This window comes from uncultured Campylobacter sp., assembly GCF_938017615.1.
In the GTDB taxonomy this organism is placed as follows: domain Bacteria; phylum Campylobacterota; class Campylobacteria; order Campylobacterales; family Campylobacteraceae; genus Campylobacter_B.
On the sequence record NZ_CALIJA010000040.1, the window covers coordinates 1 to 12,941 of the forward strand.

Consider the following 12,941-nt stretch of genomic DNA (forward strand, 5'->3'; position numbering starts at 1 on the left):
CATGCGCGGGCGCGACGCGGATACCGCAAGCAAAGTATCGCACGCCGAGCCGAATGGGCGCCGCCGTAGCACGTCGCAACCCGAAAAGGCTTGCTAGCAAGACGCTATGCAAGCCAAAGCGCGCAGGTCCGCCTCACGTAGCCAAAAGACAAAGCCTACAAGGCGGCAAGATAGCAACGCAGCGAGAGCGCGATGAAATTTTAACGCAGACCGCATAAGCCGTCGGCAAAGCCTAATTCTACGGACAGGTTCCGCGGATAAAATTTACTAAATTTAGCGCGGATAAAATTTTATAAATTTAAACGGAAAGGTGCGTATGAGCCCAAACGTAATCGTTAAATTCGTCATTTTGTTTTTCATCAGAGCGCAAAGCTTAAACGTCAAATTTAGCAGGCTTGATGCCGTCGTATCGCGCGCTTACGCCAAATATGGGGTGCTGTTTAAGCTAAGCGTGCCGCTACTTGCCGTAGCATCAGTATTTGCGCTGTTTAACCTATACGATTTTGCCAAAGCCAACTATGCGCTCACGATCTTTTTGCTCGCTTTGGGCTCGCCACTGCTTGCGTATAGCTTTTTTAAGGCGATAAAATCGGCGATGACCTTCGCGCTATTTGTAATCCCCTTTGCGGCGGTGTTTGCGATCATCGCGGTGACGGGCGCACAAAAGCTTGATAACTCGCTAAATTTCAACATCGTCTTTCCGCTGTTTTTCACCCTCGTGTGGTTTGCGATGTCGGTGATCGCCGACGAGGACGTGGCGCAGATCATGAATAAAATCGTATCGAAGCTCTCCACACTTTTCGTGACGATTTTCATCCTTTATAACTATGAGGCGCTGCACGGGATTTTAACCGCGGGCTCGGGAGGGTATCGCGCTAGCGGCGATGATCTGACCGCGCTTGATCTTGTATTTATGACGATTAGATTTTTTACGCTACCGTCGATTTTTACATTGATGATTTTTGAGATCAAAGATTATCTTTTTATCAGATACGACGCGTTCGTGCAAGCTCAGCAGGAGCGTATGGAGGATTTAAAAAATTCCAAGGGCTAGGAGTAAAATTTTAAAGCTTAGCTCGATCTAATTTTGCACGCCGCAAATGGTCGCAAATACTAAAGACTGCGACCGCCGTGTGCACGCTGGGCTTCGGCGCGGCGGCGGGGCTAATAAAATTTGAAATGAGATTTTTAGGACAAAATTTTGAGATGGAATTTTAATGACGCACCGGTTATGCGCGGGTTAGAATTTAAAGCCACGAAGCTTCAAATCCCGACCCGCAATCAAAATTTAAAATTCTAAAAGAAGCTGTATATGTCGTCTAGAAGGAAGTATTTTTTATCGACAGTGCCTTTGTAGAAAGGCTCGAAGGTATCGTTATACGCTTTTTTGAAAAAGCCCTCTTTACTAAGCGAGATGAGTGCTTGATTGACGGCTTCTGCGAGATCTGCGTTACCCTTTTGCATCGCGATACCCAAAAATACGTTCTCGCCGAGGCTTTTGATATTAACCTCGACGCTAGGATCTGCGACCGGATAGACCATCACAAATAGATTGTCGTCGCACGCGCCGTCGATCTCGCCGCTTTTTAGCCGTTTGTAGCAATCGGAGGAATTTTTGCAATACACTAGATTGTAGCCGCCGTCCTTTTGCATAAACGCTTCGCCCGTCGAGCCGCGGATGACGCCTACTTTCTTACCTCGCAGATCGCTCATTTTTTGGATATTGTCGCTTTTTTTGGTTAAAACTCCGGAATTTACGGAAAGATAGGGCATCGAAAACTCATAATTTTTCTTTCTCTCCTCAGTAACGCTTGCAGCCGCGATAAGCATATCCGCCTGATTATTTTGAATGGACGGAAAGCGAGCTTGCGCTGATACCGGTATGAGCTCGATCCTGCCGCCGGTATCGCCTAAAATTTTGCCTCCGATTGCATTAGCAAGCTCTACGTCAAAGCCCTCAAAGCCGTTATCTGTGACCCTACTAAACGGAGGTTCATTTTCATAAACGGCGATACGAATGACTTTACTCTGCTTTATTTGGCTTAAAGAATTCGCAAGCGCAAAGATGCAAGACAAAAGAATTAAAAGCAGTGATTTTTTCATTTTAAATTCCTTTTTTTATTAAAAAAAGCTGTAAAGATCGTCGAGTAGGAAATATTTTTTATCGACGGTGCCTTTATAGAAGGATTCGAAAGTGTCCTCGTAAGCCTTTTTGAAAAAGCCCTCTTTGCTAAGCGCAATCAAGCCTTTATTGATCGCTTCTAGCAGCTCCGCGTTACCCTTTTGCACCGCGACGCCCAAGAATACATTATCGCCTAAATTTTTGATATTGACTTCGACTGCAGGATCTACGATCGGATAGACCATTACAAAAAGGTTGTTGTTGCAATACCCGTCGATCTCGCCACTTTTTAATCTCCTATAGCAATCAACCGAATCGTTGCAATAAGAAACATTATAACCGCCGTCCTTTTTGATATACGCCTCGCCGGTGGTCTTGCGGATGACGCCGATCTTTTTGCCCATCAGATCGCCTATTTTGTGAATATTTGAGTCTTTTTTCGTTAAAATTCCCAAATTTACCGTAAAATATGGCATCGAAAAATCCACGCTGCCTTTACGCTCTTCAGTGATACTTGCAGCCGCGATTATCATATCTGCCTGATTGTTTTGCAGCATCGGAAAACGCACTTCGTTTGTTACCGGTATGAGCTCGATACGACCGCCGCTGTTACCGAAAATTTTACCGGCTAGCGCGTTGGCAAGCTCGACTTCGAAGCCTTCAAAGCCTTTCTCGCTTGACTTGCTAAAAGGCGGCTCATTTTCATAAACGCCCGCTCTGATAACCTTGCTTTGCTTTATTTCGCTTAAGGAATTCGCAAAAACAAAGATCGCCGACAATAGAATAAGAAAAAATGACTTTTTCATAATTTCCTCCTTGAATTTTAAATTTTTCGTAATTGTAATGTAAATTTTCTTAAAATTTCATTTTACTAGAACCAAAACTATTCCCTAAATTGCGAGTTTAGCGATAAAATTTCGTAACTAAAATTTCTAAGCATAATGATAGAGGCTTTTTAAATTTTGCTGCCTTGCGCCAAACCCTGCCTGCTCTCATTAAATTTTAGCGCTTCGCTATAAAATTCTGTGCGTCTATTAGTGCCGCAAAAATAGCACGTCGCTGCTAAATTATATGGAATTTTATAAATTCTGCAACGGCGCGTTAGTGGAATTTGCAATCCAAACCCAAGCTCGCAAAGTCGGACAAAATAGCAAGGCTATGCGAGCCTTTTAAATTTTACCTGGCGAGAGCACACAGCTATGCTTACGAAAACAAACACAGGCGAGCTGTATCGCTATGCCCGCCTAAAATAAGCTATAAAGGTCATCCAGCAAGAAATATTTTTTCTCCGCCGTGCCCTTGTAATACGGCTCGATGGTTTCGTTGTAGGTCTTTTTCATAAAGCCCTCTTTGCTTAGCTTGATGAGCTCGCCATTTAAGAAGTCCAGTAGCTCTTTATTTCCCTTCTGCACGGCAACGCCCAAAAACTCCGAAGGGCCTAAATTCTTGATATTTACCTCAGTATCGCTATCGATGACGGCATAAGCCAAAACTAACAGGTTGTCGGTCGCGTAGCCGATGCCCTTATTTTCTTTTAACATTTTGTAGCATTCATTTGCAGTAGCGCAGTTTATGACGTCAAAGCCCTCTTTTCTAAAATACGCCTCGCTAGTCGTACCGCTTTCTGCAATGATCGGCTTACCGTGTAAATCAGACATAGTTTTGATCTTATCACCCTTACGGGTTAGCACGCCGATATTTACTGCGAAATACGGCGTCGTAAAATCGACTAGCTGCTTACGCTCATTTGTGATCGTAAAGGTCGCAAGCACCATATCTACTTTATTTTCTTCCAACACTTTTAAACGCTCACTAGCCTTTACGGGCACGAATTCCACCTTGCCCGCCTTGCCGCCAAATATATCTTTTGATAGCACCTCGGCTAGGGTCACCTCAAATCCTTGAAATTTGCCGTCTTCAAATTTACTAAAAGGCGGTTGCGCCTCAAATACGCCTACGCGCACACTGCCCGATTGCCTAATCTCAGATAGGGTATTTGCCACTACACTACTTGTAAATAGCAATAAAATTCCCAAAATTATCTTTTTCATATCGTTCCTTTAATTACAATGATTAGCCTAGCCACGCATCTACGTCGCTTCGGCAAGCCCTCTTAAGCCGGTCGTATATTATTCGCTCACTTCTCCTTTTGACATTTTTTAAAATTTCTTTACTTTGAAATTTTGCGGCGCATTTTACGCAAATTTCATTTAAAATACATTTAATCTGCGCCGTGATTTAGATCCCAATCGATCTCTCCTAGACCGTGCGCGCGTAGATATTCGTTGCATCTGCTAAAATGCCTGCAGCCAAAAAACGCCCCTCCTGCAAGCGGACTGGGGTGCGCGGCGGTTAAAATGAGATGCCTCTGCGCATCGATCAGCGCAGATTTTGCTTTGGCAAAATTTCCCCATAACATAAAGACTAAGCTTTGCCGCCTCGCGCTTAAAATTTTAATCACGGCGTCGGTGAAAATTTGCCAGCCGAAGCCGCTGTGTGAGTTCGCGCGGTTCGCGCCCACGCTAAGGCTCGCATTAAGCAGCAGCACGCCCTGCTTCGCCCAGTAGCTCAGATCGCCGCTTTCAGGCTCGCTGATACCCAGATCGCTCTTAATCTCTTTGTAGATATTTACGAGGCTGGGCGGAATTCGCACGCCGTGCGGCACCGAAAAGCTAAGCCCCATCGCTTGATGCGCGCCGTGGTATGGATCCTGCCCTAAAATCACCGCGCGCACCCGCTCAAACGGAGTGAGATTAAAGGCGTTAAAGATCAAATTTCCCGGCGGATAGACGATCTCGCGCGCCTTTGCGGCGAGCAGATTTTCCTTGATCTTTGCAAAATACTCGCTTAAAAATTCCTCCCTAAGCGCCTCTTTCCAGCCGCTCTCGATCCTCACGTCGTCTAAATTTATCTGCATGCCGATCCTTTAAATTTAACGAATTAACGCCCTAATTTTACAATAAATTTTAAAAATAGTATCGCTCGTGCGCCGCTGCAATCAAAGGCAGATCGTCCGCGCTCTCTCGCCGCCAACCGATCCCGCCGATTTATAGGCACCGCTACACGATCACGATCAAAAGCGCCATAAATAGCAGCAGGGCGATCGTCTTTTTATTATCGTTAAGCAAGCTCTGCGGGTAAAAAGCAAACAAAATCGCGTAGGCAAAAAGCGCGATTGCGAACTCCCACGGGTTATTATCTCTGAATTTTAACCTATAAATGATCGCCGCTACGAAAGCTATATGCGAAAGCAGCGATAAAATTTGAGCCGGTTTCATTCTGTCTTTGTGATCTCCTATTTAAGGCTTTTAAATTTAGTTCGCAACGTTATATTAAATCGACCATAAGTAAATTTAGCGCACGCTATAATATCCTAAAGTATTTATTTGAACTAAATCAAACTCGGGATAAAAAATAACCTCGTGATCATAATCTATCGGCTGTCCCCACGGTATATGATCCTTTTTATGCCATATTTGCCTTTTATCGTTCATTAACGCCGTTAGTTTTAAATTTTTAGTTGAGCCGTAGATTAAATATTCCCGACTGCCGGCATAGTGATAAAACGGCGCTGCCCACGACAATTCCAATTCGTGTAAATTTTTAGTTTGGGCTATGCAGTCTGACTCGGAAACAAGTTCGTAACCCTCTTGCAGCATTTTTTGTTGCGTCACAGCAAAAGGCTTATCCGCTTTTATAAAATGCGTGTAGCATATACAAGTCTGCCATTTATTGAAACAAACACCATCGGGAATCTTTTTGCGATATATCAGCAAAGTTTCGCCCTTTCTACTTGTTAGAGCTTCAAATTTAGCCAAATCTCGATCTTTTACGTACGGGAATTTAAATAACGGCGAAATTTGAGCATATAAACATATACACGTTATCAATAAGAAAAGCGGTAAAATGACTACAAGTGCCGTAATCTTGATGACTTTCCACAATGTTTTTAATATCTTTACTGCTTTCATTAAGATTTACCTCCTCTCTATTTTAAAATTTACTGCGGTATTTATAAACCGCGCCACCGATCTTAGCGGCTTTAAAATTTCATCGCACGAGCTTGCCTCTAAGGCCGTAATACGGATAATCCATCGCCGCAGCGGCAGCCTCTCGCGCCTGGACGCCTGCAAATTTTTCGATCACGCAAAGTCCAAGCTCGATGGAGCTGCTCACGCCGCCAGCAGTGATGATCTCGCCTCCTGCGGGCAGGCTCTCGCGTACGAGCCGCTCGTGCACCACATCCGCGCAGTAAGGCGCCAGCAGATCGTAGCAAAACGGATGCGTGGTCGCGCGCTTACCTCGCAAAAACCCCGCCGCGCCCAGAAGCAGCGAACCGGTGCAAACGCTAAACTTATACTTCGCATCGCGCGCGGTTGCGAGCCACGAGATGAAGCCAGCATCGTCCCTCAGGCGGCGCGTCGCCATACCGCCGGGCACAAAAACCGCATCAAAGCCGCCTAGATCCGTCGTGATCTCGCCCGCATCGATCGTAAGGCCGCCGCTGTCCGAAACCTGCCGCTCGCGCGAGCAAAACCTCATCTCAAGCTGCGGGCGGACGGCTTTGAGCCTTAGCATACAATCGTAAAATCCCACAAAATCGAGGTGCGTCTGTCCGCTAAACATCACAAGCGCTAGATTTTTCATAATCCGTCCTTTAAATTTATCGCTCGCCTATGAGCTTTCGGTTTGCCGCCGCTGCAATTCTCGGCGCTGCAAGTCGTAAAATGCGCGGCGGCTAAATTTTATACCGCAGGCTGTCAAAACGCTCAAACGAATTTTAAATTTTACCCGCATTAGAACTCGCAGAATTTTTACCGCCCGCGAATGAAATTTTAAAAGCAAATTTAAAATTTCGCGCGCTTTTTATTCCGCTTTATTCAGACCTGTAAAAGCTCGCAAGCCCGCATAGTGCAGCCTTTTTGAAACATTCTCAAATTCTAAATTCCAAATCCCCTCGTCGTATTTCCATTCAAACGGCGTTTTGTAATTCGTCCAAATTTCATACGCGCGTTCGTTTAGCCGCTCAATCAACGCAGAAATCCCTAAATTTTACGAGCCTGATTATCTACCTCTTTGGTAAGCTCCGCGATATTCAAGACCTTGCCCGCCTCGTTCATCATCAAGTGCCAGTTATCCAAATCGGCGGGATCATCGGTGTGGATGGATTTTTCGCGCGGAAGATAATACACAAAATCGCCCGTATCAAAGGGAAATAAAGTATAGCACAGCGCAATGCCGTAAATTTTTTGAGCGAATACGGTCGGAAGCTGCTCGTCCGAATAACCAAAAGTTGAAACGTATAAAAAGCTGCGCAAGATGCTTGCTAAATTTCTACAGACCGGCGCAAAGGCGTATCTGCATGCCTGCTGCGTTAAGGCGCCGTTTCGAATAAAACTTATGGCGCTATCGATCTCTCTTCTTCTTGCTTGCACGTATTTTATCTTTTTAAATCGCCAAGCCTGCATCAGTTCTAAAGAATTGTCGATAGCTCGCAGATGCTTGTCTCTTTTTTCATCCGCCGTGCCGCTTAGCTCCGCGATCCTCGCAGCGGCCTGCCTCCAAAACGGGATCAGGGTTTTTACCCATCCCAAGTAGCTCAGATAAAGCGCGTCCGGCTCCTCCTTTTCAAAAGCCGCTCTCATCTGCGTAAGTTTTATCATCGCAGCCCTTTTGTATCTAAATTTATCCCGCGCGCTACTCTTCGCCTTGCGTCTTCTCGCCCGCCATGCAGCTTTGGAATATAAATTTATGCTCCTGCGGCAGCGCATCGTAAATTTCACCCGCAAGCTCGCGGATCTCCCAAAGCGCCGCCTTGCTAGAGCGCAGAGCGAGGAAGTTTTGCAAGCTGCGCGCGTTTATGCTCCAGCTAAGCTCGCTCTTGTAGCACTCGGGCAGGCAGTATTTTGCGATATCAAGGCTGATCGAGGTTTGTAAGATTACACGCAGATTTTCAAGAGCCGCGATGCTTGCATTATCGACCGCTTCGTTGCCCGTAAGCACTATGTAGCGCGCGGCGTTTTCGAAATCCCCTTGCGCAAAGCTATCCTCGCCGCGCAGCTCTTTTAGCGTGTAACGCGTGGATTTTACGCTAAGGCTTGCGAGACGGTGGCGTGCCAACTCCTGAAGCAGAGCGCGCGAGATGCCGCTGATGTAGAAGTTGTAGTAGAGGTGCTCGAGCGTGCTTGAGTGCTTGAGCTGGTTGCCGACGCGATCTATTAGCGCCAGGTCTTTGACGCCGCCGCAATCGCCGCGCTCAAAGCTCTGCCAGCAGGTGCGGATCGCGTTTGAGCAGACCCAAAGCGGAGTGAAATTTAGAAGTTTGACTTGCATGTTTTGCCTTTGGTTTTAAAATTTTTGGATGATTTTAGCGTTTCGGGACTTAAAATTTAGCAGGGCTCGGCATTTGTATTTTAAAATTTACATTCATCAAATTTACCTTGCACCGAGATACAAGGTAAATAAAATGAACTTAAGTATAAGGCGTAAGAGATATTTTAATATTGAATTAATACTAAAATACTATTTTGTTCCCGAGAAAAACTTTTTATCCTCATTAAACTTATAAATTTCTTTAGCATTTTTACAATTCTTATAGGCGTTGCTATTTTCGTTTAATTTATCAAAATCGCATTGTTTGAAAACTTTTTCTGCCTCATCGGGATGATTTTGATAGTATTCTAAAGATTTAACCTCCGTATTATCGCAACCCACCAAAAAAGCAGCGAACGCAAGCCCCCCCCAGAGGAACATTTTAGGATTTTTCATTTCATTCTCCTTGTTTGAAATTTTACCTAGTATTTTACCATCTGTTTACTTTAAGAATTTTGAATTACTGCCATTCTACCTGCGCGGCAAATAAATTTAACGAAGCTTTGATACCGCCCTTAAGCTACATTTCGCTAAGATTGCGGCTAAATTTTAAAAAAGGTGCAAAATGAATGATAAATTTAGCAAAATCGGCTTCATTCTCGCAGTCGCAGGCAGCGCCGTAGGGCTCGGCAACGCGTGGAAATTCCCCACTTTAGTAGGCACCAACGGTGGCAGCGCCTTTATCTTGCTATATCTTTTGCTGACGCTTTTGGTTAGCTTCGTGATCTTTTTAGCCGAGATCGTCATCGGCAGGCTAAGCGAAAGTGATCCGGTGCGCGCATTTGAAAAACTCGCGCCCTCATACAAAGGCGCATGGAAATACGCGGGATTTTTTATGATTAGTGCACTTTTGATCTATGCTTTTTACAGCGTCGTAATGGGCTGGATCCTAAAATACGTGGTCTCAAGCGCTTTGTATCTGCCAAAAAATATAGATGAAAGCGGCGCAGCGTTTAACGCACTTTTAGGTAACGATTTTTTAAGCGTAGCGGTGTGCTTTACCATAACGTCGGCATTTTGCTTTTTCATCGTATCTAAAGGTGTCAAAAGCGGCATCGAGCGGCTTAATGTCTGGATGATGCCTGCGCTATTTATTTTGCTGGTTTTAATGCTAATTTACGCCGCGAGTTTCGATGGATTCGGACGTAGCGCAAAATTCTTGCTAGTGCCTGATTTCTCCAAGCTTAATAAGGATAGCGTTCTTTCGGCGCTAGGACTTGCATTTTTTACGCTTTCGCTTGGTGTTACTACAATTATGACCTATGCCGCGAGCCTGCCTGCGCGCACCAATATCCTAACCTCAAGCATAAATATAGTCTGCATTAATGTCCTAATCGGCGTGATGATGGGGCTTATCGTCTTTACTTTCATCTTTGAATTCGGTGGCGATCCCAAAGCGCAAGGTCCGGGGCTAGTGTTTGTCTCGCTGGTGGTGCTTTTTTCAAAGCTCGGTGCGATCGGAAATATCCTAGCCTTTTTATTTTTCACCTCGCTATTATTTGCGGCGATTACTTCTGCAATTTCGATGCTGGAGCCTGCGATTTATTATCTCGTAAACTCCCGCAAGCTAAGCCGCAAGCGCGCTTCGCTTTTAGTTTTTGCCGTGACGTATGTTTTAGGGATATGCTGCATTTTGGGTTATTACGGGGGCACGAGCGAGTATTTTAGCCTAGGTGGCAAGAGCTTTTTTGACGTGCTTGATTACCTAACCTCGAATATCTTAATGCCTCTTAGTGGTATAATCGTGGCGATTTTCGTAGGGTTCGTGATCAAAAAACGAGCCGTCGAAATTCTACTGCGCCCATATATGGGGCGAATGGGCTTTAAGCTGTGGTATTTTGTGCTATTGCGCTTCGTGGCGCCAGTCGCGATCGTAGTGATAGCACTCAATCAGTTAAAAATTTTAAATTTTTAAATTTTGTAAAGCAGGTGGATAACATGGAAGTTAAAATTTGGCGCTAAAGCAGTCCAAAAGCAACGCGCCAAATTTCATAGCGAACTTGCGGCGATCCGTTAGCCTTGCAGCGATAGTTTAAAATTTTATGTTTAGATAGAGGAAGGTCAAAGTATGCGACGGCAATCAGCTTTCGGCACGACCGCGGCAACCCGCATGGCGATAGGTGCACGCGGCAAAGGCGTCGTAGCGCAGCCGCATCTGATCACGCTACGGAATTTTAAAATTCCGCGGCTTTAAAATTTAAAAATCATCGGAGAGAAAATGAACGATAAATTTAGCAAAATCGGCTTCATACTTGCCGTCGCAGGCGGCGCGGTGGGGCTTGGCAACGCATGGAAATTCCCCACTCTCGTGGGTCAAAACGGCGGCAGCGCCTTCGTGCTTTTATACCTCGCGCTCACGCTAGGCGTGGGCTTTAGCATATTCCTAGCCGAGATGGCGCTAGGCAGGCTAAGCGGGCGGGATCTGCCGAGCGCGTACGAGACGCTGGCACCGCGCGGCGGACGCAAATGGCGCGCGGGAGGCATTTTCATCGCGGGCGGCATGCTGGTGCTGTCCTTTTACCTCGTCATCCTCGGCTGGGTGATCCGCTACATATTTTTGGGCTTTTCTCCGCTACCCGCAACCGCCGAGGAAGCGGGCGCCGTCTTTGACGATCTCATCTCGCATTCGCTAGCCACGAGCCTCGGCTTTTACGCGCTTGCGCTCGTGCTGACGCTATCTGTCGTCGCGCGCGGCATCAAAAGCGGTATCGAGCGACTAAACGTCGTGATGATGCCGCTTCTTTTCGTGCTGCTGCTTGCGATGCTTGCGTATGCGTGCACGATGCAAGGCTTCGGCGCGGCGGCGAAATTTCTTTTCTACCCCGACTTCGGCAAAATCACCGTTAACTCCGTCCTATCAGCGCTCGGGCTCGCGCTCTTTACCCTATGCGTGGGCGTCGGCTGTATCGCAACATACGCGGCATCGCTTAGCGAGGGGGTGCGGCTCGTGCGAAGCTCGGTAAACATCGTATTTATTAACATCGCGATCGGACTGATGATGGGGCTCATCGTATTTACCTTCATCTTCGAATTCCATGCCGATCCCGCGCAGGGTGCGGGGCTTGTGTTCGTTTCGCTCACTACGATGTTTGCAAAAATGGGGCTAGCGGGGCAGGTGCTTGAAGTCGCGTTTTTCGTCTCGCTCTTTTTCGCGGGGATCACGAGCGCGGTTTCGATGATCGAGCCCTTCGTCTTCTATCTCATCGGCAGATTTAAAATTTCGCGCTTGCGCGCAGTCTGCATCTCGGGGTGCGTCATAGCGGCGCTAGGCGCATGCTCGCTGCTATCGATGCACGCGGATTATGCGGGCAGGTTTAAGCTTTTCGGCGCGAGCTTTTTTGACTGCTTGGATTTCGTAAGCTCAAACGTTATGCTGCCTCTGGGCGCGCTAACCTCGGCGATCTTCGTAGGCTTTGTGATGGACGCGCAGCGCCTGCGCGGGCTTTTCGGCGCCGATATGGGCGAGCTTGGATTTAAAATTTGGTACTTTTCGCTGCGCTTCGTAGCGCCCGTCGCAATCGTGATCATAATGGCAAATCTGCTGTTTTTCGGCGGAAAGTAGGAAGCGATTCGGTTAAATTTAAGGCGGCACGATTTAAATTTAACCCTCTTTGGGCGAGCTAAATTTAAACGTTAACATCGCAGCCCGTTAGGCTCGTATTTTTAACTAGCGTTTTGCTAAAGGAGCAAATTTTGAAAGCGCTTAAATTTCTATCCAAAGCCCTAATCGCCGCGCTCGGCGTTTGTGTAATCGTCGGCGCGCTTAATTACAGCGGGTTTAGCTTCAGCGACCTAAAATGGCTTAGTAAAGATGAGATGGTACAAAATTTCGTACAGGAAGAATTTAATGATTGCGTATATTACCATTATGATACATTTTATGCTCCTGATAAAAAATTTAAGCTTCAATGAACTTATTTATACATTAGACAAAATATTTAAAAAGCATATGGATACTAAGACTTTTAGCCTATTTGATGATTTAAACTCAACTATTGGTTTAAATAAAATTACGAATAAAATAATATCAAATAAAACCGCTCCTTGGAATTTTGTCGATTTTGTCCATCATCATACAGATAGAAATGTTGATATAAATGGCAACTACTCATATATGCCATTTGAAGGTAATAAAAAGATAAACTATGATCTCAATCAAACCCTTATATTTACTTGCAAAGGTGGTATGTATGGTTCCGATAGCTTCAGTATAAAAGAATGCAAAAATATTACTTTTTTTGAAAGAGCGCTAGGAAAGAATAGATATTGCATATATTATGAGGGGATTAAGTATATGAGCTATAAGTTTCAACCATCTGAAAAGACAAAAAATCCAGATTACGAATTTGATATGGTTCATAACCGCATAAACCAGTATTTGCAAGGCGTTAAAGAATGTGTGCCGTATAGTAATACCAACTTTATACACTCGTGCGAATTTTATATA

18 protein-coding genes are annotated in these 12,941 nt (G+C 45.5%); 7 read left to right on the top strand and 11 right to left on the bottom strand.

What is annotated here, in order from left to right; genetic code table 11:
* Together Q0620_RS01640 and Q0620_RS01645 are read left to right on the top strand one after the other, a co-directional pair.
* Window positions 1-218: hypothetical protein (locus Q0620_RS01640; RefSeq protein ID WP_298782943.1), on the top strand; the 218-nt coding region annotated here is incomplete at its 5' end.
* A 98-nt stretch (window positions 219-316) separates the two neighbouring features.
* The gene (locus Q0620_RS01645) at window positions 317-1,054 is read left to right on the top strand and encodes a hypothetical protein (RefSeq protein ID WP_298782944.1); all 738 of its coding nucleotides are present in this window, start codon (window positions 317-319) and stop codon (window positions 1,052-1,054) included.
* A gap of 242 nt (window positions 1,055-1,296) precedes the next feature.
* On the opposite strand, the gene Q0620_RS01650 is transcribed toward Q0620_RS01645, so the two are convergent.
* The 11 genes from Q0620_RS01650 to Q0620_RS01700 all read right to left on the bottom strand — a co-directional run bounded on the left by Q0620_RS01650 (window position 1,297) and on the right by Q0620_RS01700 (window position 8,890).
* Entirely contained in the window at window positions 1,297-2,103 is an 807-nt protein-coding gene (locus tag Q0620_RS01650) for a transporter substrate-binding domain-containing protein (RefSeq protein WP_298043367.1), read from the bottom strand.
* A gap of 18 nt (window positions 2,104-2,121) precedes the next feature.
* Entirely contained in the window at window positions 2,122-2,928 is an 807-nt protein-coding gene (locus Q0620_RS01655) for a transporter substrate-binding domain-containing protein (protein ID WP_298782945.1), read from the bottom strand.
* A gap of 438 nt (window positions 2,929-3,366) precedes the next feature.
* Window positions 3,367-4,173 (bottom strand): transporter substrate-binding domain-containing protein, encoded by an 807-nt coding sequence (locus Q0620_RS01660; protein WP_298782946.1) that lies wholly within the window; start codon window positions 4,171-4,173, stop codon window positions 3,367-3,369.
* A 170-nt stretch (window positions 4,174-4,343) separates the two neighbouring features.
* The gene (gene ung / locus Q0620_RS01665) at window positions 4,344-5,039 is read right to left on the bottom strand and encodes a uracil-DNA glycosylase (RefSeq protein ID WP_298782947.1); all 696 of its coding nucleotides are present in this window, start codon (window positions 5,037-5,039) and stop codon (window positions 4,344-4,346) included.
* 142 nt (window positions 5,040-5,181) lie between these two features.
* Window positions 5,182-5,400, bottom strand: coding sequence for a hypothetical protein (locus Q0620_RS01670; protein WP_298782948.1), 219 nt, complete (start codon window positions 5,398-5,400; stop codon window positions 5,182-5,184).
* Window positions 5,401-5,475: 75 nt separating this feature from the next.
* Entirely contained in the window at window positions 5,476-6,093 is a 618-nt protein-coding gene (locus tag Q0620_RS01675) for a hypothetical protein (protein ID WP_298782949.1), read from the bottom strand.
* Window positions 6,094-6,172: 79 nt separating this feature from the next.
* Entirely contained in the window at window positions 6,173-6,769 is a 597-nt protein-coding gene (locus Q0620_RS01680) for a DJ-1/PfpI family protein (RefSeq protein WP_298782950.1), read from the bottom strand.
* 219 nt (window positions 6,770-6,988) lie between these two features.
* Window positions 6,989-7,156, bottom strand: coding sequence for a hypothetical protein (locus tag Q0620_RS01685; RefSeq protein ID WP_298782951.1), 168 nt, complete (start codon window positions 7,154-7,156; stop codon window positions 6,989-6,991).
* A gap of 11 nt (window positions 7,157-7,167) precedes the next feature.
* Entirely contained in the window at window positions 7,168-7,785 is a 618-nt protein-coding gene (locus tag Q0620_RS01690) for a hypothetical protein (protein ID WP_298782952.1), read from the bottom strand.
* A gap of 34 nt (window positions 7,786-7,819) precedes the next feature.
* Complete coding sequence (gene thyX / locus Q0620_RS01695) at window positions 7,820-8,455, bottom strand: FAD-dependent thymidylate synthase (RefSeq protein ID WP_298782953.1); 636 nt, start codon at window positions 8,453-8,455, stop codon at window positions 7,820-7,822.
* Window positions 8,456-8,644: 189 nt separating this feature from the next.
* On the bottom strand, window positions 8,645-8,890 hold the full coding sequence (locus tag Q0620_RS01700) for an EexN family lipoprotein (protein WP_366111843.1): 246 nt from the start codon (window positions 8,888-8,890) through the stop codon (window positions 8,645-8,647).
* A gap of 169 nt (window positions 8,891-9,059) precedes the next feature.
* On the opposite strand from Q0620_RS01700, the gene Q0620_RS01705 reads away from it, so the two are divergent.
* The 5 genes from Q0620_RS01705 to Q0620_RS01725 all read left to right on the top strand — a co-directional run.
* On the top strand, window positions 9,060-10,409 hold the full coding sequence (locus Q0620_RS01705) for a sodium-dependent transporter (RefSeq protein ID WP_298782954.1): 1,350 nt from the start codon (window positions 9,060-9,062) through the stop codon (window positions 10,407-10,409).
* 153 nt (window positions 10,410-10,562) lie between these two features.
* A complete protein-coding gene (locus Q0620_RS01710; protein ID WP_297901624.1) occupies window positions 10,563-10,688 on the top strand; it encodes a hypothetical protein in 126 nt (41 codons plus the stop codon).
* A gap of 24 nt (window positions 10,689-10,712) precedes the next feature.
* Window positions 10,713-12,056, top strand: coding sequence for a sodium-dependent transporter (locus Q0620_RS01715; RefSeq protein ID WP_298782955.1), 1,344 nt, complete (start codon window positions 10,713-10,715; stop codon window positions 12,054-12,056).
* A gap of 131 nt (window positions 12,057-12,187) precedes the next feature.
* Window positions 12,188-12,406, top strand: a complete 219-nt coding sequence (locus Q0620_RS01720) for a hypothetical protein (protein WP_298782956.1) — start codon at window positions 12,188-12,190, stop codon at window positions 12,404-12,406.
* 37 nt (window positions 12,407-12,443) lie between these two features.
* On the top strand, window positions 12,444-12,941 hold a 498-nt coding region (locus tag Q0620_RS01725), incomplete at its 3' end, for a hypothetical protein (protein WP_298782957.1).

Excerpts from the sequence above, each read along its gene's own strand:
- Q0620_RS01645 (WP_298782944.1), top strand. The coding sequence starts at position 317 with ATGAGCCCAAACGTAATCGTTAAATTCGTCATTTTGTTTTTCATCAGA.
- Q0620_RS01650 (WP_298043367.1), bottom strand. The coding sequence starts at position 2,103 with ATGAAAAAATCACTGCTTTTAATTCTTTTGTCTTGCATCTTTGCGCTT.
- Q0620_RS01655 (WP_298782945.1), bottom strand. The coding sequence starts at position 2,928 with ATGAAAAAGTCATTTTTTCTTATTCTATTGTCGGCGATCTTTGTTTTT.
- Q0620_RS01660 (WP_298782946.1), bottom strand. The coding sequence starts at position 4,173 with ATGAAAAAGATAATTTTGGGAATTTTATTGCTATTTACAAGTAGTGTA.
- ung (WP_298782947.1), bottom strand. The coding sequence starts at position 5,039 with ATGCAGATAAATTTAGACGACGTGAGGATCGAGAGCGGCTGGAAAGAG.
- Q0620_RS01670 (WP_298782948.1), bottom strand. The coding sequence starts at position 5,400 with ATGAAACCGGCTCAAATTTTATCGCTGCTTTCGCATATAGCTTTCGTA.
- Q0620_RS01675 (WP_298782949.1), bottom strand. The coding sequence starts at position 6,093 with ATGAAAGCAGTAAAGATATTAAAAACATTGTGGAAAGTCATCAAGATT.
- Q0620_RS01680 (WP_298782950.1), bottom strand. The coding sequence starts at position 6,769 with ATGAAAAATCTAGCGCTTGTGATGTTTAGCGGACAGACGCACCTCGAT.
- Q0620_RS01690 (WP_298782952.1), bottom strand. The coding sequence starts at position 7,785 with ATGATAAAACTTACGCAGATGAGAGCGGCTTTTGAAAAGGAGGAGCCG.
- thyX (WP_298782953.1), bottom strand. The coding sequence starts at position 8,455 with ATGCAAGTCAAACTTCTAAATTTCACTCCGCTTTGGGTCTGCTCAAAC.
- Q0620_RS01700 (WP_366111843.1), bottom strand. The coding sequence starts at position 8,890 with ATGAAAAATCCTAAAATGTTCCTCTGGGGGGGGCTTGCGTTCGCTGCT.
- Q0620_RS01705 (WP_298782954.1), top strand. The coding sequence starts at position 9,060 with ATGAATGATAAATTTAGCAAAATCGGCTTCATTCTCGCAGTCGCAGGC.
- Q0620_RS01710 (WP_297901624.1), top strand. The coding sequence starts at position 10,563 with ATGCGACGGCAATCAGCTTTCGGCACGACCGCGGCAACCCGCATGGCG.
- Q0620_RS01715 (WP_298782955.1), top strand. The coding sequence starts at position 10,713 with ATGAACGATAAATTTAGCAAAATCGGCTTCATACTTGCCGTCGCAGGC.